The organism is Glaciecola sp. 2405UD65-10 (assembly GCF_048820975.1).
In the GTDB taxonomy this organism is placed as follows: domain Bacteria; phylum Pseudomonadota; class Gammaproteobacteria; order Enterobacterales; family Alteromonadaceae; genus Glaciecola.
The window spans coordinates 2488535-2511978 of sequence record NZ_JBMEUF010000001.1 but is presented as its reverse complement, the minus strand read 5'-3'; the positions used below and the strand labels follow the sequence as shown (position 1 = coordinate 2511978).

Annotated in this window: 14 protein-coding genes; 7 read left to right on the top strand and 7 right to left on the bottom strand. The window is 41.6% G+C overall.

The features are described 5' to 3' along the window. Positions 1–9 precede the first annotated feature (9 nt). Positions 10–795: a CmcJ/NvfI family oxidoreductase gene (locus ACOI22_RS11075; RefSeq protein ID WP_420672088.1), complete on the bottom strand. Its 786-nt coding sequence runs from the start codon at positions 793–795 to the stop codon at positions 10–12. Between the two features lie 134 nt (positions 796–929). Between ACOI22_RS11075 and ACOI22_RS11070 the strand changes: the two genes are divergently transcribed. The 3 genes from ACOI22_RS11070 to ACOI22_RS11060 all read left to right on the top strand — a co-directional run bounded on the left by ACOI22_RS11070 (position 930) and on the right by ACOI22_RS11060 (position 4419). Next, positions 930–1838 (top strand): LysR family transcriptional regulator, encoded by a 909-nt coding sequence (locus ACOI22_RS11070; protein ID WP_420672087.1) that lies wholly within the window; start codon positions 930–932, stop codon positions 1836–1838. Positions 1839–1959: 121 nt separating this feature from the next. After that, a complete protein-coding gene (locus tag ACOI22_RS11065) occupies positions 1960–2568 on the top strand; it encodes an NAD(P)H-dependent oxidoreductase (RefSeq protein ID WP_420672086.1) in 609 nt (202 codons plus the stop codon). After that, entirely contained in the window at positions 2569–4419 is a 1851-nt protein-coding gene (locus tag ACOI22_RS11060; RefSeq protein ID WP_420672085.1) for a monovalent cation:proton antiporter-2 (CPA2) family protein, read from the top strand. It abuts the gene before it with no gap. 17 nt (positions 4420–4436) lie between these two features. Here ACOI22_RS11060 and ACOI22_RS11055 read toward each other — a convergent pair whose 3' ends face one another. The 3 genes from ACOI22_RS11055 to ACOI22_RS11045 form a co-directional block, all read right to left on the bottom strand. Next, on the bottom strand, positions 4437–5267 hold the full coding sequence (locus ACOI22_RS11055) for a MurR/RpiR family transcriptional regulator (protein WP_420672084.1): 831 nt from the start codon (positions 5265–5267) through the stop codon (positions 4437–4439). A gap of 79 nt (positions 5268–5346) precedes the next feature. Next, a complete protein-coding gene (locus ACOI22_RS11050; protein ID WP_420672083.1) occupies positions 5347–6474 on the bottom strand; it encodes a hypothetical protein in 1128 nt (375 codons plus the stop codon). A gap of 93 nt (positions 6475–6567) precedes the next feature. Then, complete coding sequence (locus tag ACOI22_RS11045) at positions 6568–9117, bottom strand: TonB-dependent siderophore receptor (RefSeq protein WP_420672082.1); 2550 nt, start codon at positions 9115–9117, stop codon at positions 6568–6570. Positions 9118–9503: 386 nt separating this feature from the next. On the opposite strand from ACOI22_RS11045, the gene ACOI22_RS11040 reads away from it, so the two are divergent. The 4 genes from ACOI22_RS11040 (at position 9504) to ACOI22_RS11025 (ending at position 17130) form a co-directional block, all read left to right on the top strand. After that, positions 9504–10508: an alpha/beta hydrolase gene (locus tag ACOI22_RS11040; RefSeq protein ID WP_420672081.1), complete on the top strand. Its 1005-nt coding sequence runs from the start codon at positions 9504–9506 to the stop codon at positions 10506–10508. Positions 10509–10634: 126 nt separating this feature from the next. After that, positions 10635–14363 (top strand): hypothetical protein, encoded by a 3729-nt coding sequence (locus ACOI22_RS11035; protein WP_420672080.1) that lies wholly within the window; start codon positions 10635–10637, stop codon positions 14361–14363. A gap of 311 nt (positions 14364–14674) precedes the next feature. Continuing rightward, complete coding sequence (locus ACOI22_RS11030; RefSeq protein ID WP_420672079.1) at positions 14675–16231, top strand: hypothetical protein; 1557 nt, start codon at positions 14675–14677, stop codon at positions 16229–16231. A 2-nt stretch (positions 16232–16233) separates the two neighbouring features. After that, complete coding sequence (locus ACOI22_RS11025; RefSeq protein WP_420672078.1) at positions 16234–17130, top strand: hypothetical protein; 897 nt, start codon at positions 16234–16236, stop codon at positions 17128–17130. Between the two features lie 208 nt (positions 17131–17338). On the opposite strand, the gene ACOI22_RS11020 is transcribed toward ACOI22_RS11025, so the two are convergent. The 3 genes from ACOI22_RS11020 to ACOI22_RS11010 all read right to left on the bottom strand — a co-directional run bounded on the left by ACOI22_RS11020 (position 17339) and on the right by ACOI22_RS11010 (position 23357). Continuing rightward, entirely contained in the window at positions 17339–18709 is a 1371-nt protein-coding gene (locus ACOI22_RS11020; protein WP_420672077.1) for a uracil-xanthine permease family protein, read from the bottom strand. 307 nt (positions 18710–19016) lie between these two features. Then, positions 19017–20012 (bottom strand): response regulator, encoded by a 996-nt coding sequence (locus ACOI22_RS11015; protein ID WP_420672076.1) that lies wholly within the window; start codon positions 20010–20012, stop codon positions 19017–19019. Positions 20013–20024: 12 nt separating this feature from the next. Beyond that, a complete protein-coding gene (locus tag ACOI22_RS11010; protein ID WP_420672075.1) occupies positions 20025–23357 on the bottom strand; it encodes an MHYT domain-containing protein in 3333 nt (1110 codons plus the stop codon). Between the last annotated feature and the right edge of the window lie 87 nt (positions 23358–23444).

Here is a 23444-nt window from a genome sequence, read left to right as displayed (position 1 = left end):
TTAATATTACTAATTGGGGTAGCGCACTAAAGTACGCGTTTCTAAGCTTTTTCTAGGCACAGAAGTAGGCGCTTGATTGATTAGGTCAAGGGCGCTATGAGCTAAGTGGGCACGGCCTTGATTGTCGTAAATATTAAAAATTACGACTTCATCAGGGTGCATGTTTGATTGGTAAAACCACTCATGCTTAGCATTTGCGGCTACACCAAGAATTTGCCCATGGCGAGTTGGGTATACAAGCTCAATATCCATCCAATCATCTTGTTGCATCGAGAGCGGGTGAATAAAGCCAAGGGGCGAGCTTGTAATGATATTTTCAATAGGGCGCCATACGTTTACAAAGGCAAATGAACCTTGTAAATATTCATTCGCCTTTTCGCTACCTAATAGATCAACAAGGCGTTGTTCAGCGCCATCGCTACTGTAATCATTATGTACATTTCGGGCAGGACGGCGAAGGGCGTCAGGGTCATCAATACGTAAGGTGTGGTCAAACACTATTACTTCACTTGCGCCAATTTCGCTTTTCAGTAATTGGCTAATTTCTTGGTTGTATTGTTTATGCCATGCATCGCTGTCATCAAAAGCTGAAATATTGCTTGGGAAGGTCTTAAAGGTGATGCCGTTGTCATTAAAATTGACCGCATCGGTTTGGCCGCGCAAATCCTTTACCTTCACTTCGGTAGTAACTAACTCTGGCGAAATAAGATTGCCGTCAATACCGTCCACATCAAAATGGAAGGCTTGGCTTGTATTGCTTTTAATATGATAATTTACCGTTGCACTAATGTTCATAAATAGCCTTTAAAATTATTCCTAACAGCGCCTGTTAAGCGCTTGTATTTCTCAATGACTTCATATTAATACTTTGGAATAACGAGATAAATGACGTATAAAGGGAATCACAATTCGGTTTTTGAGGATAATAAGTGGATACCAATGGCGTAAAGTTGTTTGTAATCGCGGCAGAGTTATTAAATATTAGCGCTGCAGGAAATAGGTTGGGTTTAACGCCGTCTGTTGCCAGTGCGCGTTTATCAAAGTTAGAGCTGCAAATTGGGGCTGATTTATTCCACCGCTCTACCCGAAAAGTAACTCTGTCGATAGAAGGCAGCGAGTTTTTGCCTTATGCGAAGGAAATTATAGCGCAGGAAGAAGCCGCGTTTGCCGCACTGGGGCGAGGTAACTCAGCGGTAAGCGGTACTTTACGATTTGCTGCCTCAAGTACTTTTGCTCAGCGCTACGTTGCACCAATACTGCCTGAGTTTTTAGAGAAGTACCCTGACATAAACATAGAATTGAAGCTATCAGACACTCAAGTGAACTTAATTGAAGGTGGCTTTGATTTAGCTTTACGTAACTATGCAGTAGAAGATAGCAGCCTAATTGGAAGGCGCCTTGCAAGTGATACACGTATATTGTGTGCCTCTCCCTCTTATTTATCAAAGTACGGCACGCCCAAAAGCCCTGAAGATTTAGATGCTCACCAATTGCTCATGTTTATTAATGCTAAACGGCGCAAATTGAAATCAGCCAGTAATCAACAAGATTATACTTTTCCGCCTGCAAAAGCTGTATCAAGAGTGGTGTGTGATGATGGCGCTTCAATGCGCATAGCGGCGAAAGCTGGAGTAGGCATATGTATGAGCTCCACTTGGAACGTGCAAGCTGAATTAAGCGAAGGCTCCTTAGTGCATGTACTGCCTGACTACCATGTAGATGATCAAGCCGCAGTGTGGTTGGTATATCCTAAATCAAATGTGCTCACGCCCAAGGTGAGAGTGTTTATTGATTACTTAGTCGAGAAAATTGGCTCGCCGCCAATTTGGGAAAGCTGAATGCTGGCTATTATCAATAAAATCTAAATACTGATTGTGCTTAACGCTTTATTATCATTTTAGACTTATTAAAATATTATGGCTGCATTATGCATCAATGCAAGCTAACACTAAGTCTACAATGAAAAAAATACTGGTTAATTTCGCTCATCCTGCCCAAGGAAAGTCAGCCGTCAATATAGCGCTAAAAGAAGCTATTGATAATCTTGATGGTGTATATGTAAATGATTTATACAACCGTTATCCTGATTTTATGATTAATGTAAAACGAGAGCAGGAGCTGTGTGAAAGCCACGACATCATCATTTTTCAGCATCCTTTTTATTGGTATTCAACGCCTTCAATTGTAAAAGAGTGGATGGACCTAGTGCTAGAGCATGACTGGGCCTACGGTGCAAAAGGCCATGCGCTTGAAGGCAAGTTAAGCTTTCAAGCAATATCAGCAGGTGGTGATGCCAGTACCTACCAAAAAGAGGGCGCAAATAAATTTACAGTTGCAGAGCTTACTTCGCCGTTTCACGCCACTATGGCTTTATGCAAAATGCAAACATTGCCCCCGTTTTTCGTTAGTGGTGTGCATCGCGGTTTGGCTAGTGAGGTATTAAGTAATCATGCAAAACAGTACAAAAAGCTTATAACAGCGCTGCGTGACGATACGCTGGATTTGAGTTTAGCGAAAGAATTTGAATATTTGAATTCTAGCGCTAGCACCATCACAAGGAGTAAATAAATGGAACATTTCTTATTGCAGTTGTTTATTTTTCTTGCTGCTGGTGCAGTTGCGGTGCCTATTGCCAAAAAGTTAGGTTTAGGCTCGGTGCTTGGCTATTTAATAGCAGGGATTATTGTGGGGCCTTTTGGGGCATCACTTATTAATAATATTGATGACATTATGCACTTCACTGAATTTGGCGTGGTAATGATGTTGTTTCTTGTTGGCTTAGAGCTTAAGCCGTCAATGTTGTGGAAAATGAAAGGGCCAATTTTAGGCACCGGCGGTGTACAAGTATTTGCATCCAGCTTCATCATTTTTGCTATAGCGGTATTCTTTTTACCTTGGCAACAGGCGCTGGCTATAGGTTTAATTCTTGCTTTGTCTTCTACGGCTATTGTGCTTCAAACCCTACAAGAGAAGGGGCTGATGGGAAGCGTTGCTGGGCGTTCAATCTTTTCAGTGCTGTTATTTCAAGACTTAGCCGTTATTCCAATGCTTGCAGGTATTCCGCTACTTGCTACTTTGAGCATTGATAGCGGCGCTAGCCATCATTCGGCATTGTTTGATATTCACTCCCTACCGGGCTACTTACAAGTAATTGCAACTGCGGCCTCTATTGGTTTAATTTTTGTATTGGGTAAGTATGTGTGTGGCCCTATGTTTCGCGCCATTGCCGCCACCGGCGTGCGTGAAATTTTTGTAGGAAGCGCTTTGGCTTTAGTGGTGGGTGCCTCTGTACTTATGTTACTTGTTGGCTTGTCACCTGCTTTGGGTGCATTTTTAGCAGGCGTAATGCTGGCCGACAGTGAATTTCGCCATGAACTAGAAAGTGATATAGAACCCTTTAAAGGGCTTTTATTAGGTATATTTTTTATCTCAATTGGGGCAAGTCTTAACTTCACCCTAATTGGGGATAAAGTTATATTGATTATAGGCTTAGCTTTAGCCTTAATAGCCGTGAAATGGTTAGTGTTATTTGCACTTGGTTTCAAAGTATTCACTGACAAGAAAAACCGTGCATTTTTTGCCGTGGCTTTAGCGCAAGGTGGTGAATTTGCTTTTGTTCTGTTTCAAGTGACTAAAACCAATGGCGTACTGCCTACAAGTGTAATTGAACCGCTTATTTCTGCAGTAGCAATATCTATGTTTATTGCGCCTATTCTTTTTGTATTGCACGATAAACTGAGTAAAAGCGAGGCACAAAACGAAGATGCACAAGCCGATGCTGACGATGTAAAAGATGAAGGCCGCGTTATATTAGCGGGCTTTGGCCGCATGGGTATTGATATTGGGCGCTTATTGATTAGCGGCGGCATTAAACCTGTTATTCTAGACCACGACGCCGCAAACGTTTCAACCCTGCGAAAACTGGGCTTTGAAGTGTATTTTGGTGACGTAACACGTATTGATTTACTTGAATCTGCAGGCGCCCACAAAGCTGAAGTGCTGGTAATTGCCATTGGCGATAAAGAGCGTTCTTTGCTGCTTATAGAAACAATTAAAAAGCATTTTCCGCACCTTAAAATTATTAGTAACGCCAAAGATAGAAAAGCCGCTTTTGAGTTAATGGATGCGGGCGTTGATAAAGTTCATCGCGAAACCTTTGGAACAGCATTAGAGCTAGGGCAAGACGCGCTTATTGAACTTGGCACAACCGCCTACGATGCGCATCGGCTAAGCCGCATGTTTCGACATAAAGAAGTAGATTTGATGCCAAAACTGCACGCCATTCGAAATGACGAACATGACTACATTGCTACGTATCAAAAACACAATGAGCAACTTGAAAACTTACTTACACTGGATAAAACAGAAGAGTCTTCAAGTATTGATAAGTCGTGGACAGCCATGAATCCAGAAAAGTAAGTAAGTGTTAGCTTACCTTAAAGCTTCGATATTTCGTTTAATTGGCTATACAAGTGCGATATATCTGAAACACGAGCCTGCCCATTGCTTGAGCTAGCTTTGTATAAATTATTACACAAAAGCGATATTAAGCTCATGGGGGCTGCGTAGCTGTCAAAAGCATCATTGTTACCTAAGTGGCAAACCAACAAGTGAGCAACTTGTTGGTTAAAAACTTGCCCAGTTGGATCGCAAATTAGCACTGTTTGCTTGCCTGCTAATTGAGATATTAACTCTTCAAAATTAACCGCCCTGCGTCTAAAGCCAAATACAATCACCAAATCATCATCTTGCACATCAACCAGATCTTCTCCCAAGGTTTGCCCTGGTTGTGGTAACACTAAAACTTGTGAGCGAACTTGTATGAGTTGCTGGCGCAAATGAAGGGCTAAAGGATAGTTGTTTCTAAAGCCAATTATGAAAATGCGCTTTGCTTGTTTTAACTTAAGCACAATAGCTTCAAGCTCAGCGGTGTTTATACTTTGTAAGGTCTTTTGAATATTGTGGATTTCGCTATCAAGATGAGTGGCGTCATCATCAGCTTGTTGCGTATTTCCTAGTGGGAAGCCACTACTGCGTAAATTAACAATGGCTTGCTTGGCCTCTTGATGCGAGGCATAGCCAAGTTGGCGGAAAAACCGGCTAACCGTAGCTTTTGAAGTGTTAGTGGCGTCAGCCAAGGCCTGTACCGACATACTCATTAAACGTAGTGGGTCTTGCTGAATATAGTTCGCTATGTCACGCGCATTGGGTGACAAGCTAGGAAACTCAGCAACCATGCGTTCGAGTATGTTTTTATTAGAGGCCATTCATTGTCTCTTGCTAGTTAAACTAATTGTAGTCTACCCAATTGCTTGGGCAGGGGCTATTTGATTATTATAATGCTTTTTAATCAAGGCTTTGTTGAGCCAAAAAGTGTAACTCTTTTAATGAAGGCAGTGGCATATCAGGGTGGTAAAACAAGCGGTTTAAACGCCCTAAGAAATTCACGCTTCTGCTTGCGTCATGATTTTTCTTGCGCTCTTCGCTCATAGTTTGTAAAAATTCCCAAGGCTTTAAGTTTTGCTCTGCAATTGCGGCATCGCTTACGCCGGCGCTTGCCACGGCACTTAAAATACGTTCAGTTTTACTTTGGTCAGTGGTAAGTATATCAGGTGCAAATGCTTCTTCTAAAGGCGCTGAAATAGCCTCTAAGGTATGGTTAATAGCTGACCAAATATGGTCATGCTCAACATGCATTTGTTTAGGAGCAAAATACCCCATTACTTCCCATTCTACCTCGGCGCCGCCAAGGCATATTGAGCTACCTACCTCAGATGACATTGATAAATCAGGTTTGGCGCCAATGTTATAGGCGTCTAATGACAAGGCCACACTTATGGCAATATCACCAAATAACGCTTTATTGTAATAAATACCTTCAAATGCGCAGCGTTTAACGCCCATCCAGCCATGTACAACGGGAGGCTCAGCTGCAAAGGTGCGCACGGCTTCGGGTAAATCTTCTGCGTATTTATTTACAAACAAAGGTGATGGGTCAAGCTTAACGTCTTGCTCGGGTATCCATACTTCGTATTCTTCCCTGTTATCACTTTTACCGCGGCTTTTAATCCCATAACTTAAGTTAGTTGGACGGCATATGTCACGGTTTTCGTCTACACGGTGAAAGTACTCTGAGCGAAAGCGCTTAATGTAAGGGGCATCTAAGCCCGCTAAAGCAGCCGTAGGGTAACGAAAGCCTATGTCACTGTTTGTTACTAAGTGAAAGCCTAGGATACGAGTACTTAGTATAGTTTTAAGCCCCCTCGCTGCACTAAAATTCTTTAATACAATGCTGCGTTCAGGCTCTATAGACAAGCGCTGCCCGCTTTTAGTGATCAACTTGGGAGTTTTGTGAAATTGGTCAAATTGCATGCCTAGGCTGTGTGCATAATTGTTTCGAAGCTGCGCTAATTCAGCAAAAAGCGCGGTATGGTTTCGGATATGCTTAAACAAAGGGCGATGCGGATTGGTCATATATGCTTCTTGTAATGTTAGGTTTTATAAAATATTAGCGCCTCGTAGGGGGTGAACTACACCATCATCCATGGGGATGATGGTGCTTAAAAGCTAGAAAGAATAACTGAACATAACCGATGCTGTGCGACCTTCTGAGGGTTTTACAACCACAGAGTCAAACAAGTCAGCCGATGTATAGTATTCTTCTTCAAACAAGTTGTTCACACTAAAGAGTACGCGGTAGTTATCAGCCACGTACCCAACTGAGCCTGTCCACACCATGTAATTAGGCAGTAAAACTGTTTCTAGTACATCAGTGTAAGTTTCGTCAGCCCAACCGAAGCCTAAGCTTCCTGTGAGTCTACCGTTTTCTAAAGGTTTATTGTAGTTTAAATACATACTTACTGTATTGTCAGGTAAGCCGCCACGATCAAGCTCAACGCCTTCACCTACAAAGGTAGAACGATTTCCGGCTATACGGCCGCCGTAAACTTGGTAAGGTTCTAAGCCATTTTGAATTGCAAAGTCAGCGCCGTTAATTACCGCTAGGGCACCATCACTTACTTCGGTAGTTTCAATGTGGGTAGCGGTAGCCGTTAATGAGTAGTTTTCGTTAAATATAGCGCGCGCTTCAAACTCAAGGCCTTTACTGTAAACAGCAACTAGGGCTGAGGTTTGGCCTATTCTGTCTGTTTTTTCTTGGTCAAAGTAAGCTACCGCGGCAAATATAGAGTCATCGTCACTACTGTATTTCAGGCCAACTTCACTTAAGGTTGAATCAGCTAAGTACTCTCCATTATCAACGCTGCTTGGAATAATACCGCCAAGCTGGTTGGTGCTTAAAGAATTAGATTCAGCGTAAGTCATGTAAGGTACAAAGCCTGAATCCATTTTATAAGATACACTTAAGTTATAGCTTGTGGCGGTTTGCGAATCTTTATGTACTAAGCCGTCGCCAAATGGGATGCCAAGTAAAGATACTGCTTTATCTTCAGACTCTATGTCGTAGTAGTCATAGCGCAAACCTAACAACACGCTTAGTTTATCAACGGTTATATCAGCAATGTAGAACAAGCCAGCGTTTAGCGCAGTTGATAGCTGTACTTCGTTATAGTTTCTGCGCACAGTGCCGTCTATGCCGGTGGGGTTGCCCTCATCATCATATAAAATGGTGGCGTCTTCGTATGGGTCATGAACTGCCCAATCTATTCTGTCATCAGGTGTTGGCCCTACGGTGATATCCCTAAAATCAAAGGTTTCATCATAGTAAGCATGGTTATAATCTAAGTCTTCGTTGCGCACACTTATGCCCGTAATATGCTGTACAACTGCGCTATTGTGGGTGGTTTCAAAGTTAAGGCTAGATCTAAATTCCATCGCCTTTGCCCCTGGGTAGTCAGCGGTGAATCCCCAGCTTTGATACTTAGTGTGGTCCATGTAGTCATAGTAAAATTGGTTTTTCCACGTTATGTCGTTATCTAAATATGTGGTGAAATCCAAATACGCGGTAAAGGCGGTTGAGTCAGCAAAATCAATGTCATCAATAAACGTGGTTTTATGATCTATTTGCGTGGTACCGGGGTTGCTGAGCGAATATAAATTTTCAATTTCAGTGCCTACCCCGGGGCACGAAAGTAACATGCCATTGTATTGATAGTTGGTGTTATCAGTAGTGCCTGGGCTGCAAAATGAGCCAACGCCCGAGAATGACGAGTTAATAAAGAAAGGCGCAAAGGGAGTTATAAAACCAGATTCCTGGGGAAGGAGGCGGTCAGCACCAATGGGGTTATCAGAATTTTTGGCTACAGGTGCACCGGTAATATAGGTGCCATTATCAATTAAATCTTGCGTAACGCGGTTCCAGCCCGGTACTTGAATTGCATCAGAGGTTTGATACTGAAAACCAAATTCCATAACGGTATTTTCGCTTAGGTCTAAATCTAAAGCTACCTGCAGAATTTCATTAGTTGGACTGTAGTTATCATAATATGAGCCTGAGTCTTCAGCTTCGGCAAATACATATATACCGGCTTGTTTGTCACCTAGCATGAACGGTGCTCCGCCCTCTACGGCTAATATTTTTTGATCATACGTGCCTAAGGTTAAATGCACTTCGCCACTGGCTTGTTCAACATATTTGGTGGCATCTGATTTTGCCGATTTAGGAGAGTAGTTTAGTTGCCCGCCTACACTACCATTCCCGTATAATGGGCTTACTGGGCCGCGCATTACTTCTAGGCTTTTTGCTCCGCGAATATTCGTTTTAAAAGCGCCAGGGTTGGCTATTCTTCTAAAGCCTCTAAAGTAGTTGTCAGCCGATTCGCCGCGAATATCCATAGCACCTTGAATCCCAAAAAATGAACTGGTAAATGCGCCCGGAGTAATTCTGACTAAATCATCTACACTTCGTAAACCGTAAGCTTCTATTAAGTCAGAGCTTATTTCTGTAATAGAACGAGGGGTTTCAATAAGTGATTTATCTAATCCAAAGGCACTGCTTGATTCAATGGGAATAAGTGAATTTACATCTTTGGTACCTGTAACAGAAATCGTTTCAAGGTCTTCTTCAGGTGCTGTTTGTGCTAATGCACTTGTACCGTAACTTAAGGCCATTATTGAAATAATGCTGGCGCATAAGGGTTTATATCTAAATTGTTTCATGATTATTATCTCGCGTGTTTTTCGCCGCAGCGATTCCTTGATGGTGATATATTCACGCTTTTATTGGTCTTTTTTATACGGTGTCGTGCATGAACTAATAAGGCTAAGGCAATACTTATGCCAAATGCCCAAATCCTGACCATGTGGTTCGTTTTTACGGGGTTTAGCCTACAAACGGTAATTCAGTGCAATACTTTGGTGAAAGTTTTGCACTGGCAAAGTGCGATATTTGAGCAGAGTGCTTATATAAAATGCGCAAGCCTTAAGGCGCGTTTAGTATGTTGAGTATCCTATAAACCTGTAATACCCGTTTTGAGCATTGCAAATAGTGTACAGCTTCTATAGTTTGTTGTGCTTATTCACTTCATAATTTAGAGTTAGAAATAATGTTCACGTTAAGCACTGCTATAAACCACAAAAGGCCAAAGCTACTTTGGAGTATTTTATTAGTGATGGTTGTATTGTTAAGTGGCTGCGAGACGCTTGTGAAAACCACGCTACTCAATGCAAAAAGTTATCCGAATAACTTAAGTAACACGCAAAACATGATGAAAGAGTTTGACGTGCAGGTGCGTGAACATTGTGACCCTAAGTTTGGCTGCTATGAGTATTTGTTCGCTCCAAGCAAAAGCGCTAGTAAAAAGTTTGATATGAATATTGAGGCGCAATTTACTCGCACGCCACATACTAGTTCATTACAACTCAAACGAGCCGACATTGTGCCCTTTACAGGCAGTGTTGTAATTGTGCATGGCTTTAGGGCCAGTAAAGAGTGGATGTTGGTATCAGCTGCGTATTTTCAATTCTTAGGCTTTGATGTATACCTACTTGATTTACTTGGCCACGGTAACTCAACAGCTGCTAAAGGCTTCGGGGTTAGCGATAGCCAATACGTGCAAAACTTTATTTCCCAAAAGCTCAACACCACCTTACCCATTATTGCTGTTGGCAATTCTATGGGAGGATTAGTTGCCGCAACACTTGGCAAAAACAAGGTAGTAGATGCCGTTGTACTGCAAGCCCCTATGACGCAATTTGATGACTCCTTACTGGGTTATTTTAAAGACACTAAACCTTGGTATGACTTTTTATTGTCAGACGCGCACAAAAGTAAGGGGGCAAATGCCGCACTGCGGGCAGCAGGCTTAAGCGTTGAGCAAACCAATACGCTACCGGTAATTAGCGCCAGCGAAATACCCTATTTAATTTTTGCGTCTAACACTGACAGCGTATCACCTTACCTTAAGTTTGCGCCCTTGAAATCTAGTCAAATAAACGTACTTGAAATAAATAATCGTGAACACGCTTATATGTCGATGATTGGCGAGCAAGAACATTCTCACATTGTGGATTGGTTAAACAAAACTGTTTTTTTAAAGCACGAGCAATAAGTTGTAACTGGCGAGATGCAAGCCTGTGGTGGTTTTCAGGCTTAACAATATTTACTATGAGCGTTATTTAATGGTAGTGTTAACAACCGCTTAAGCGGTACTAAATTGACACGGATAGCATCTAGTATGAATAGCCTCAAATACATTACACGCCTTATTGGCTCTTTAGCTCTACTCTTTTTATTTGCTTGCGGAGGAGGGGGAGGTTCAGATAACAGCCCTAGTTTGCCAACACCTACTTCTCCTGAACAGCCGGTGTTAAGTACAGATTCTGCAATCATTGCAGACGTTTCAACACAATCACTCGAGAGTATAAAAGCTGCAGCCCGCGCTTTAGCTGATGCTAAATACACCGGTGATACTTCACTTGCAACCATAGATGATGCTAAAGCTCTTCATGTGTCGAAGTTATTGTTTGCTAGCGACGAAAACATAGAGTTTCCTTACGTTGCCCGTGGCTTGGTTGAGGAAATGCTGCAAAACCCTGGAAGCATAGACACTGTAATCAACTGCTCTAGCACCGGTACTGCCTCAATAAAGGGTATTGCAGACACTAGTAACTCACTTAAAATATCAATTAATTACGACCGTTGCCAAGACTATCAATTAACGCCTTCTTTAAATGAGGTGAACGGCACAATGGCCTTTGTAGTAGAGGAAATTGATGATAATAATTTGCTTGGTTTCACGGCTTATGATGATGTAAGTTTCAAGGCGACGAGCTTTAGTTCTCAAGTGAAGCTATCTGGCTTATATAATTTTGCTTTTACAGAAGGTCGAGCAAGCGTTGAAACTGTTGAAGATGAGCGCGAAACACAAGAATATATTACGGTTGCAGCGTTTGCTAATAAAACAACTTTCATTGATCGTAAAATCAGCATCAATGCTGATAATGAGACTAGGCTTGATACTGGCTCAATATATATCGAACAAGGCGGGCATATTAAATTTTCCGCTGCTAACTTCAAAATAGATAGGTACCCTAGCCAAATCGGTTATATTGATCTAGAAGGCGTAAACACTTCACGTTTTGAAATATTGCCACCACATGAACGAGTGAAACTGCTGGTAGATACCAATTTAGATGGGTCTTATGACAAGGGCTTATATTTTGGAAGCGCACGAGCACTGTTGCAAGGCGAAAGCGCTTTTTCAACATTAACAGACCTAAATGTTCTTACGCTCCCTCCTGAATCTGTATGGATAGATTTCGATAATGGCCTTAATGGCATTTATACATCAAACAGCATTTTCACATCCAGCACTATTACCGCTAAACTGCATAACTTACAAGATGAAGATACAGCACTAGAGCAGTTAGTTGTTACATATAATTGGTTTGTAAATGATCAACCAAAGAATGATATCAGCACAAGCAACTACTTTCCTCCGTACCATGCAGTTCATGGTGACGAAGTATCACTTGTTGCGACCGTATTCGATGGTGTAAATAGTGTTCCTAGCGCTCGATACAGGGTCGAAATTGAAGATTCAGCTCCTGAATTAAACTTTACAAATGTGCCTGAGCTTGTTTCTCCTGGTGATCGAATAAGTTTTACATCGGTAGTGCGCGACCCTGATTTACCAGGCTCAGAACAATCAGCACAGTTTATAAGTTTGCCAAAGGGCGCAAGTGTAAATAATGATGGAGAGCTTACGTGGGAAGTGCCAGAAGACTCGCTTTTTGCACAACAAAGCTACGTGTTTCAAGCAAACATTCAATATGACGGATACCTCAGGCATCCTCTAAAAGATAGCATTGAAATTCAGGTTCAGTCTGAAAAAGAACTACCTGTTATTACCTCTCAAGTAGGCCCGCCTATATCAGATAAATCTTTATATGTAGGAAATTTTGACAACGAAACGGGACAAGAGTTATTAGCCACCGATAATAAAGGAACTATCTATTTGATGGGGCTACAAAATAATGGCTTACAACGTAAATGGGTTTACCCTTTTGCTATTGACGCAGATACTGGCGCTACCCAAGGGCTTTTTTTGGGAACACAAATAACCCCTATTGAAACAACGGCAACAGATAGCAAAAAAGAAATTTTAGTCAATCAATATGGTGTCTTATTTATTATTGATGATTTAGGTCAAAAACCGCGAGAGGTCTTAAGGTTTGATAGTGCAATAGAAACCATGAAAGCTGCCGACCTTAATGGTGACGGCATTGACGAACTTATTTTAGGTACTAGCACGAGTAATGGCACTAGGCTTTACATATATCGTTGGGACCGTTTTGATATTCCACTATATATAGGTGAGTTTAACTTAATCTCATCGATAGCCGTTGGGAATGTAGATCTTGATCCGGCCCTTGAAATAGTGCTCTCAGAAGGTTCTATTTTAGATACTCAAAATTGGCAAATTGAATGGCAAAATGCTGATAACTTTGCTGGCCGAAATCTTATTCTTGCAGATGTAAATGGTAATGGAATTAAAGAAATAGTAGGCAAACCTGCTGATGATTTACTGATCCATTCTGCGGTATCAAGAACTCAACTGGCTGCATTTGACCTGACTGACATTAACGGACTTTCAGCAGTAAACATAGATGATGATCTAGCTGAAGAACTAGTATTTGGTGATGTTGGCAAAAGACAACTGCAAGTATTAGATTTTGCAGATGGTGAGTTACATGAGCGATATACACTTGAGCAAGACAGCACGTGGAATTTTGAGCACTTTACACTAGGAGATATTGACAACGATGGTAAAGCCGAAGCGATTTTAGCGAGCATTAATATGCATTCAAATCCCTCCCGTTATTCAGTTGTAGAACTTGGGCAAAGTAGTCAAGATATTCGAGATTATAATGAAGTAATAGCCTATTCATATTCTTTTGCAGGCTGGGCCTCAGTAAATGGTATTGATAGTGAACTCGTTTATTTAATAGAAGCTGACAATGACAATGTTTATGGGGCAAGGTTCTTATCGTATAAAGATCATGATAATCAAACAGTAAGTGATGCCCTTGGTAATTGGCAAAGTGATAAGGGCGTTGTAAACGACTTTAATAAAGATGGCTTCGGTGACCTGTTTGTTAATCAAGTTTCAGGTGCTTTCAAAGGAGTATCAGCTCTTCAGCTTTCTGACTTAGGGCAATGGCATGAGGCCCAAGTTACTGACCTTAACAGCGAAGTAAAAATTATTGATGCGTTTGATATGAACGGTGATGGCAAAGAGGAGATGATTTACGCTATTGACGAAACGGTAGTTGTTTTTGACCTTTACAATAATGAAGAACTAGGACGGCTTACTCTTCAGGAAAGGTATGGAAGATTTAAAGCGCTGAAACACGGTGAAATGGCTTACATTGTTGCGGTATTTAACTCGGAGTTGATACTGTTGCAAATTAATGAAGCAGGTTTAAGTAGTATAGATGTTTTAGCACTACCAACTAGTTGTAATATTCTTAGCGTTGTAAAAGCAGATGTAGGCGCAAATCATGAATTGCTTTGTGCAAGTCCAAATAACCAGAACACTTCCAGTGATTTTTCTGCTCCATATGTGTTTAGATATTACGGCATTGATCAAGATAAACTTCAATTAAGTGCTGAATATTTCTTACAAAACGAAGTGAGCGCATTAGTGCCTAATCCGAACAATAGTGATATTCAAACTTACTTTGCCATTGCGGAAGTGACCGAATCAAATAAAAACAGAGCGTTACCGCGTATAGTAAATATGAATAAAGATGGCTCCATCAATTGGAAAGGGCCTCAGCTAATTGGGGATGTTTTTTCCAATGCTTTTTCGAATAGTCATATGCATTCAAGATTAAACGAAAATGGTAAAGTCGAACTTCACATTAGTACGGATCAACATGAATACTTGATATTGGAGTAGCGCTCTCTTTGAGTGCTTACGACCACTGCTAGTAAACTCAACATAATATCCCCTTAAGCTCAATCTTTTAATGATTCACTCGCTGTTGCTTCATCATGTGTTTCAGGTATTAGTAAGCTCATTACAATAGCTGCGGATCTAAACTAGGCGGCACAAAAAATATAAAATCACTCCGAAAAACCATTCAATTAAGTTAGGTAAACTTTATTTAATATTGCTGTCATAAACCTTCTCTACGATACTGATATTGAAATTAAGCAGTACAAAATCAACACCACGTCGTTTCACATTTACTTTATAACGGGATAATTATGAACATACCTAAAATGATATTAGCCTTTTCAGTAGGGCTAATTGCCTCGCAGTCACTACCGGCGATAGCCGACAGTGATTGTCAAACCATTAAAACGCCAAACAATTTTATTCGTGACGTTGATGGTGATCAAGTTGATCTAAGACAAATTTATAACGAAGAACATTTTTGCTACAAATATAGGGGTAATGATCGCCCTGAAATTTGTAAAGCACTCGACCACTTAAAAGTGCCACAAATGTACCAAAACAAAGCCGATTTTATCGGCATACCCCACCGAGGTATATGGGGCCCGAAGCGTATACAAACCAATACAGGAATGAAATTAGACCACTCCAAACAGCGAGCTGAAAATACCTTTGGTGCAATTGAAGCTGCCACAATTGACGCAAAATGCCGGTTTGTAGAAATTGACGTGGCGATGATGGGCGATATCAAAAAAGATAGCTATAGGGACGCTTTTGCAGAGGGTGCTGGTGACACCTGGCAGCTTTTTCTTGGGCACTATTTCAGGCTTCATGCTACTGACCTTGAAACTATTGATGGACAATACACTGACATTAAAGGAAGAAGAATCTACGAAAGTTTCAATCTTAGGCCTATGAACATGCCCGTCTTTTTTGATGACCTTGAGGAAGCTAACTCCGACATAAACCTTGCGCACATGCGCTTGCGCAACCAAACAATAAAGAAAAACAAAGAAACCTGGCGAAATTTTTATGGTGATTTCCTATACAAAGACAGTTACGTCCGTTTTGAGCATATTTTAGGCCACGCCAAACGAAACGATTACGTACTGATGGTTGACCCTAAAGTGCCGAACTTAGAAGAGTACTTCCCCGGCGCTTCTAAAAAAGTACTGGAAAAAGAGGCTTACAACCATGAGGCCAGGCTGCTGGCTCGCGCCATGGTGCTAGCTTATGAAAACGCGGCTGAGCACCATATAGTGCTAAAAACAGCCAGCCCACTTGAAGAAATATGGAAGCGAGTAGACACTATGCTTCGTTGGAGCTATGCAAGGGGACCATATGATGGTCGAAAACGTCTATGGCAAAACACTGCTAAAAGAGAAACTTTTATGAAAAAATTTCTCTGGAGCCCCATTCCCAACAAGTCTGCAAGTATATCTGAGAATGATACTGTCAAAGAAATAAAAGCCTGGCACAAAAAAACAAACAATAGCAGGGGCGTTGCCACCTATGAAGTCGCTGTGTACTCACCGTACCACTGGACATCGAGTATGGAGGGAAGCCAAAACCTAATGACCTATGTGTTAACCGAATTAAATGGAAGAAATAAAATACCCGTTCGTCCGGCAATGTGGAGCATTGACCCCATGGGTGACAAGGGCACATTCGGCCGCGAATACAACTGGAAATTCTTTGGCAATGAAACAGCAGCAGGTAAAGAGCCAGACATGAGAGGCAATCAACACTGGATGTCATCTATTCCCGGTGTGCAATACGCTGTAATGAACACAGATGTGCCTATCTTTTATAAAGGCACGATTGCCCATAAAGTCGAAAAATCTATCCCATTTGGATATAAGGATTAATAATGAAATATTTAAATAAACTACAGTCAATTGCCGTCGCAGTGGGACTTACGCTGGGGTTTGCGGCTAACGCCGACGTCCGCATTAATAACAAGGGGTTTTATGAGTTGGATGTGGAACCACTTGATGCGTTTGGTAATGGTGAATACTTCGATGGATATACTGCTAAGTCTGATTTTCCTTATGTTTCATCTGACAAAGTTTTCGTCAAGGATAGAAGATCTCCTCGGGACTATATTGATGTGTGCGCAATTACCAAGCCAATAAAACTGAAGCCCTTTTTAAAGAAAAAAAATAGAATCATTTTCACAGTCGGTTTAAATGAAACTATTCGGAATGGGTTTACGGAAATAAGAACTGCTGGGTTTAGGGTTGGCAATCGCGCCAATGACAAGAAATTCAACAGTTACGCATTGGATCTTGACCCTGACACGGGTGGTACTTTTAGCGTCTATAAATTCCATAACGAAAAAACGGCCACTCGGGTAGCATCTCTGGATAACCTTGCTGCTAATTACACAAAGAAAGAAATTAAAAGTGAAGATTTTTATTTTCGCATGGTGCTGGGCAGTGACATAACCTGGTTTGAAATATGGCCAGTGAGTGATCATAACAATTCCCCGCGTCAACGGGTTAACCGCACCGTGGTGTTCACAGGTTTTGATCTTGAAAGCATTTTTGAAACAAATGGGCCGACTCTTACGCCAGAGGCGTTTGCTTACTATATTGGAGGAGATGCAAGAACTTCCTTCTATAGGCCAGCAATAGGAAATGGCGAATTAATAGACAAACTGGTTTCATGTACAGCCTTCAAAGAAAAAGTAACAGAACATTACGTAAAGCCTGTCAACGAAAGTTACGATCCAAGCAACGGAAGGTCCCCTATTTTGCCAGAGTAACGGGCCACGCTTTTACTCTAACCTCCAAACAAAAAACCCGCCACTTGGCGGGTTTTTTAATCAACGTAAAACGCTTCGTGTATTGCAACAAAGGTTGTTGATATAAGCGACTTAAATCTTATTCTGCTAAACGTTAATACCTCGTAAGAAAAATATTGCGCCTGCAATGTATATGTTAGGAATAGTTTCGAATAACAGCTCGATGTTCTTATGGTGCGGTATCTTTTAATGATTCACTCGCTGTTGCTTCATCATGTGTTTCAGGTATTAGTAAGCTCATTACAATAGCGGTAAATCCGGCCGAGGTAACTGAAGATGACAATATGTTTTGTAACACGCTAGGTAAACCTTGAAGAACATCAGGCACCATTAATACGCCTAAGCCCATGCCAAGTGATGTTGCAATAATAAGTGACCTTCTTCTATCAATGGGCTCACTAGCCAAGATTTTGATCCCGCCCACTGCAATGGTCGCAAACATAACCAGTGTAGCACCGCCTAATACGGGTTTGGGAATAGCTTGCAGTGCGCCGCCAATAATTGGAAATAGGCCTAAAATTACAAGCATGCCCGCTACATAAAAACCTACATGCCTACTCGCCACGCCGGTAAGTTGAATTACGGCATTGTTTTGGCCAAACGTAGTGTTTGGAAAGGTATTAAATACAGCCGCTATAGCTGAATTAATGCCGTCGGCTAATATGCCGCCCTTAATGCGTTTAATATATTTTGGGCCTTTAATTGGAAGGCCGCAAAATAGGCTGTTGGCCGTTAAATCCCCCGATGTTTCAAGAGCCGTTAAAAAGTAAATCATTGCAATAGGGATAAATATATCCCATTCAAAACTTACGCCATATTTAAACGGCACAGGAACACTAACAAGGGGTTGTTCAGCTAGCCCATCAAATGACACCATTCCCATAAAGTAGGCTACAACAGTGCCCAATACCATGCCTATCATAATGCCTGATAAACGAACCCACGGATTTTTAGAGACATTTAACCCAATGATCAAACTTAGCACAAATACGCCAATGGCTAGGTTAGTCATGCTACCAAATGATTCGCTACCAAACCCGCCGCCTAAATCAGTAATCCCTACTTTAATTAAACTTACGCCAATAGTGGTAATTACTATGCCGGTGGTTAAGGGGGTAATAACACGCTTTATTTTATCAACAAACAAACTCACAATTATTTCGATAAATGCGCCCATAAAGCACACGCCAAATAAGCTGGCTAAAATTTCGTCTTTGCTGCCACCATTTGCTTTCACCGAGAAGCCGGCTATTAATAGTGCGCTAATAAACGCGAAACTTGTGCCTTGCACTGCTATAAGGCCGCAGCCCACAGGCCCAAAGGTTTTAGCTTGAATGAAGGTTGCTATGCCTGATACAAACAACGACATACTAATTAAATAAGGAACTTCAGATTCTAATCCAAGCGCAGAGCCTATAATTAACGAGGGAGTAATAATCCCCACGAAGCAAGCTAAAATATGCTGTAAGCCAGCGGTTATAGATTGCTTGGGAGTGGGTATGTCATCTAATGCAAACAATACATCTGAATTTGGTTTCATTAAATGGTCCTCGTACAGGGGATAACTGAGTGGATGTGTGTAACTTGCATGATTCGTTTGCAGTGCTTTAAAAAAGTGCTAATTTATTTCTTATGCAAGAACTTGACCCAAATTTTTACAAGCTTGTTAGGGTGAAACATTTGTTTCATTTAAAAGTGTCTATGTATCAACTGGATAGGTGTATTTGGTGTGCGGGAAAAGTAGAGTGAAACATAAGATAAAAGAGCGGCTTTGCTTCCTTGCCTGCTGGTAATGTTACATAGTGGTGCACTAAAAAGCGCAAATGCATTGATGCTGGCGCAGCAAGTTAATCGTGAAAACGCTCTTTTATTTGTAAAATTTCATCCAAAGATTGCTCAAACAGCACAACCATGGTTGGGTCAAAGTGCTTTCCGCTTTGGCTTCGAATAAATTCTAAAGACTTTTCAACACTCCAAGCCTCTTTGTAAGGGCGCTTACTGGTGAGTGCGTCAAATACATCGGCTATTGCCACTATGCGTCCTTCAATAGGTATTTCTTCGCCTTTTAAGCCCGCGGGATAGCCTGTACCGTCATATTTTTCATGATGCGTAAGTGATACTACTTTGGCTAGAGCAATTAGCTCTGAGTCGTCTTCACCTAAAATTTCAGCACCAATTTGAGGGTGTGTTTTCATAACCGCAAACTCTTCATCGGTAAGCTTGCCTGGTTTAAGCATAATGCTATCAGGAATGCCAATTTTACCAATATCGTGCATGGGCGCGGCGTGTAATAAGTTGTCAGCGGCGGTTTCAGATAAACCATGGGCAAGGGCAATCACTTTAGAATAATGGCTCATGCGCATAACGTGCATTCCGGTTTCATTATCTTTGTATTCTGATGCTCGCCCTAAGCGCTGAATAACTTGTAAACGGGTGCGACGTAAATCATCGGCTTGCACTAATGATAGGTGAGTTTTCACCCGCGCTTTTACCACCGAAGGTGACACTGGCTTGGTGATGTAATCTACCGCGCCTGCCTCAAAGCCTTTTGCTTCATCTACGTCATCACTAAGCGCGGTTACAAATATAACCGGAATAGGTTTAGTGATAAGCTCAGATTTTAAGTGTTTACACACTTCAAATCCGCTCATATTAGGCATCATAACATCAAGTAATATTAGGTCGGGTAAGTCTCGTTTTACAATGCGAAGCGCTTCTTCCCCGCTTTTAGCAAACGTTAACAAATAATGCTCTTCGAGCATTTTTTTCAATACTCGTAAATTGGTGGGTTCGTCATCAACCACCAGTATTGTATGTTTGCGTTCTATCTTTTTATCACTCATATAGTACTGTCTTTACGTCGCTTTAATTTGTGATTCTAAAATGTTTAATTGCTTTATGGCTTGATCGAATTCGAAGTCATCTAAAGCCTCATGAATTAACTCGCATTGTGCTCTTTGAGCACTTGGTACACTTGCTAATAAGGTGTCTAAATCAGCTTCGTTGTATTGGTTGTCAGCGGCGCTTTTTCGAATATTACTAATTAGGCGCAAGCAGTTCTCTACATCAATATTCTTATCGGCGTCGCGTTCAATTCCGCCAATATTTGCCTGGCCCTTTAAATAAGTGTGCAGCGCATCCATTTCATCTTTTATCAGCGGCAAACATACCTCAAGATTATGGCTTGATGACTTCAAGGCGTGCTTTTCAGCTTCACTTAATCTTTGGGTAAGTGCGCTTAAGGCTAAATTGCCAGCTAAGCCTTTCGCACCATGCAGCTGGGCGCAAATTTGCGGCCAATCTTCACTGGCGAGTAATTTTTCAATGTGCGTAATAAAATGCGCTTTGCTTTGCATAAAGCTGCGAATTTCTTTTAAATGGGTTTGGCTATCGCCCCACATTAGGGCGCCTTTTTTCTCATTCACACTTTGGGTATGGCTTTCACGCGTGGTAGTTCTACTTCCAACGGCAGCGCGCGTATCTAGTTGCAGTACCTTGGCTATTTCATGCTGAAGCAGTTCTACATCAACCGGCTTATTGGCAAAACCGTCCATGCCTGCGTCAAATGCGGCTTTTTTGTCTTCAGGAAGCACACTTGCGGTTAAGGCGATTAATGGAATATGTGCTAAGTTTTGCTCTAGTTCTTGTTCTCGGCGGGCTCGAGCTGCACTTAATCCATCCATAATGGGCATTTGAACATCCATCAATACAATATCTATGGCATCACTTTGCATGCGAAGCAAGGCTTGTTGGCCGTCACGAGCAGTGGTAATGGTATGTCCTTGCCTGCGCATGAGTATGGTGAGTAAATCTAAGTTTTGCTGAATATCATCTACCAGTAGCATATTCAAGGGCGGAATATCGACCTTCGCTATGACTGACTCGTTCTCAGCGTCGTTATGTGCGGGGTGAGCAGGAAAGGTAAAGGTAAAACTTGTACCTGAGCCAAATATACTTTGAACCGATATAACGCCGCCCATAAGTTCAACTAGTTGCTTGCTTATAGTGGTACCTAAACCTGTTCCACCGAAGCGGCGATTCACACTTGCGTCGGCTTGTGCGAAAGCGTCAAAAACCGTGTCTAGCTGCTCGGCGGTCATTCCTATGCCGGTATCACGAATACACACTTCTAATTCTTGCTTTGTGTTAACTGATACATCTACATTAACACCGCCTTGCGCCGTAAACTTAATAGCGTTACCGATTAAATTGGTCAGCACTTGGCGAATTCTGTCGGGGGCACCGTGGTATTGCTGTGCTATATTTGAATCCATATTTACATTCAAATACAAGCCTTTTCCATTAGCTTGCAGCCAGAGGGTAGATACTACCGAATCAACTTCTTCAACAAGTGAATAATCACGAAGCTCTAAATCAAATTTACCTTTTTCAAGCTTGGCGCTATCAAGTATGTCGTTGAGTAAGTGAAGTAATGATTTAGCCGCTTGGTTAATAGTTTGCAGGTGTTTTTGTTGCTCAGGTGCAAGCTTGTCATCTAGTAGTATGTCACTAAAACCAATAATGGCATTCATAGGTGTTCTAATTTCATGGCTCATATTAGCCAAAAACGCCGTGCGAGCAGCTACCGCTTGTTCCGCATTGTCTTTAGCAATACGTAAATCTTGCTCCATTTCTTTGCGGTAAGTAATGTCCATAATAAAGCCGTCTAGCCACACGTCTGCTTCGTCTATGCCATCAACTCTATTGCCATATCCTAATAACCAGCGAACGTTTTTGTCTTTATCAATAATTCGGTATTCTAGTTGATAGCTTCGCTCTTCTTTAACCTGTTGGCTTACTTTTTCAAGGTCATCAGGGTGTACATGTTCGTAAAAGTATCGCTTGGGTTGCTTGCCTAAATAGTCACTTGCTGGGTAGCCTGTAATTTGGGTTACCGCGTCACTAATAAAGAGCATGGGCCATTTTTCAGCGTTCATGCACCTATAAGCAATACCGGGGATATTGGCAATAAGTGAGCGAAACTGCGCTTCACTTTTAACTAGAGCGCGCTGCATTTCAATACGGTAGCGCAAATCACTAATGTACATTACAAAAAGGCTCTTACCTTGAACGCAGGTATGGCCAATTGATACTGATACTGGAATATGGCTGCCATCTTTATGAATAGCCTCTACATCTCGGCCTTCTTTTGATGCAAGCGCCTGATTATTATTTGAAAAATGCTGAATATATGCATTGAAGTCGTCAACAAATTTAGGGGGAATAAATTGACGAATATTAGGTTTATCGAGCTTGCGTAATTGCCAGCCCAATAAAGTTTCTACTGCTTTGTTGCCACTTTCAATTTGGCCTTTGTCATCGAACGTTATAATCGCATCTATGGCTGTGCTGGTGGTGGCTTTGTATCTAGCTTCACTTAATTTTACTTGCTGAAGGGAGTCTTGATATTTAATCAGCATGTTCACCAAAAGTACCAGCAATATAATCATAATGGTGATAATGGCTACCGCAGAGCCTAAATAAAATGACATTTGTCCGGTTTGCGAACCGGTTTCAAAACCCGGAGGCTTTACAAAGCGAGCCGCTGCCATGCCGGTGTAATGCATGCCAGATATAGCAAAGCCCATTACCGAGGCCGCAATAGCATTTTTGTGCATGTGACCTAATTTAATGCCAGCAAAACGATTTAAGCTGAAACGAATCCACAATGATAAAATAGCGAGGGCTACCGCCACCACAATCGATAGCAAAAAATAAAACAAGTCGTAGCGTAGTAAAGGGGCCATTTCCATAGCCGCCATTCCCACGTAATGCATGGTACCAATGCCGGCGCCAACCAGTACACCACCTGCAATAAATTCGCTCATCTTAGGTTGAGGTTTGGCCATTACACTTAATGCTACCCATGATGCGGCAACGCTTGGGATAAAAGATAGTGCGGTAATTTCTATGTTGTAGCTCACCGTTGTACAAAGGTCAAAAGCGAGCATGCCAATAAAGTGCATTGACCAAACGCCACCGCCTAGGGCAATACTGCCGCAAGCTGTTAATAAGCGTCTTTTGTGTTTACTACGTGTAGTATTTGCCTGCGTGGCAACTTGTAGCGCCATGAATGAGGCAATAATGGCAATACCAATAGAAATCATCACTACAGCAGGGTGAAAGCTTCCAACAACCAGGAGGCTTTCTTCGTCTAATACAAAAAGATCAAAGAAAGGTTCAAGCATAATTATAGTAAGTAATAACTTCCAATGTGAAAACGAGCATACGGATTAGTGAGGGTAACGGCAGGACTGAATAAAACTTCAACAAAA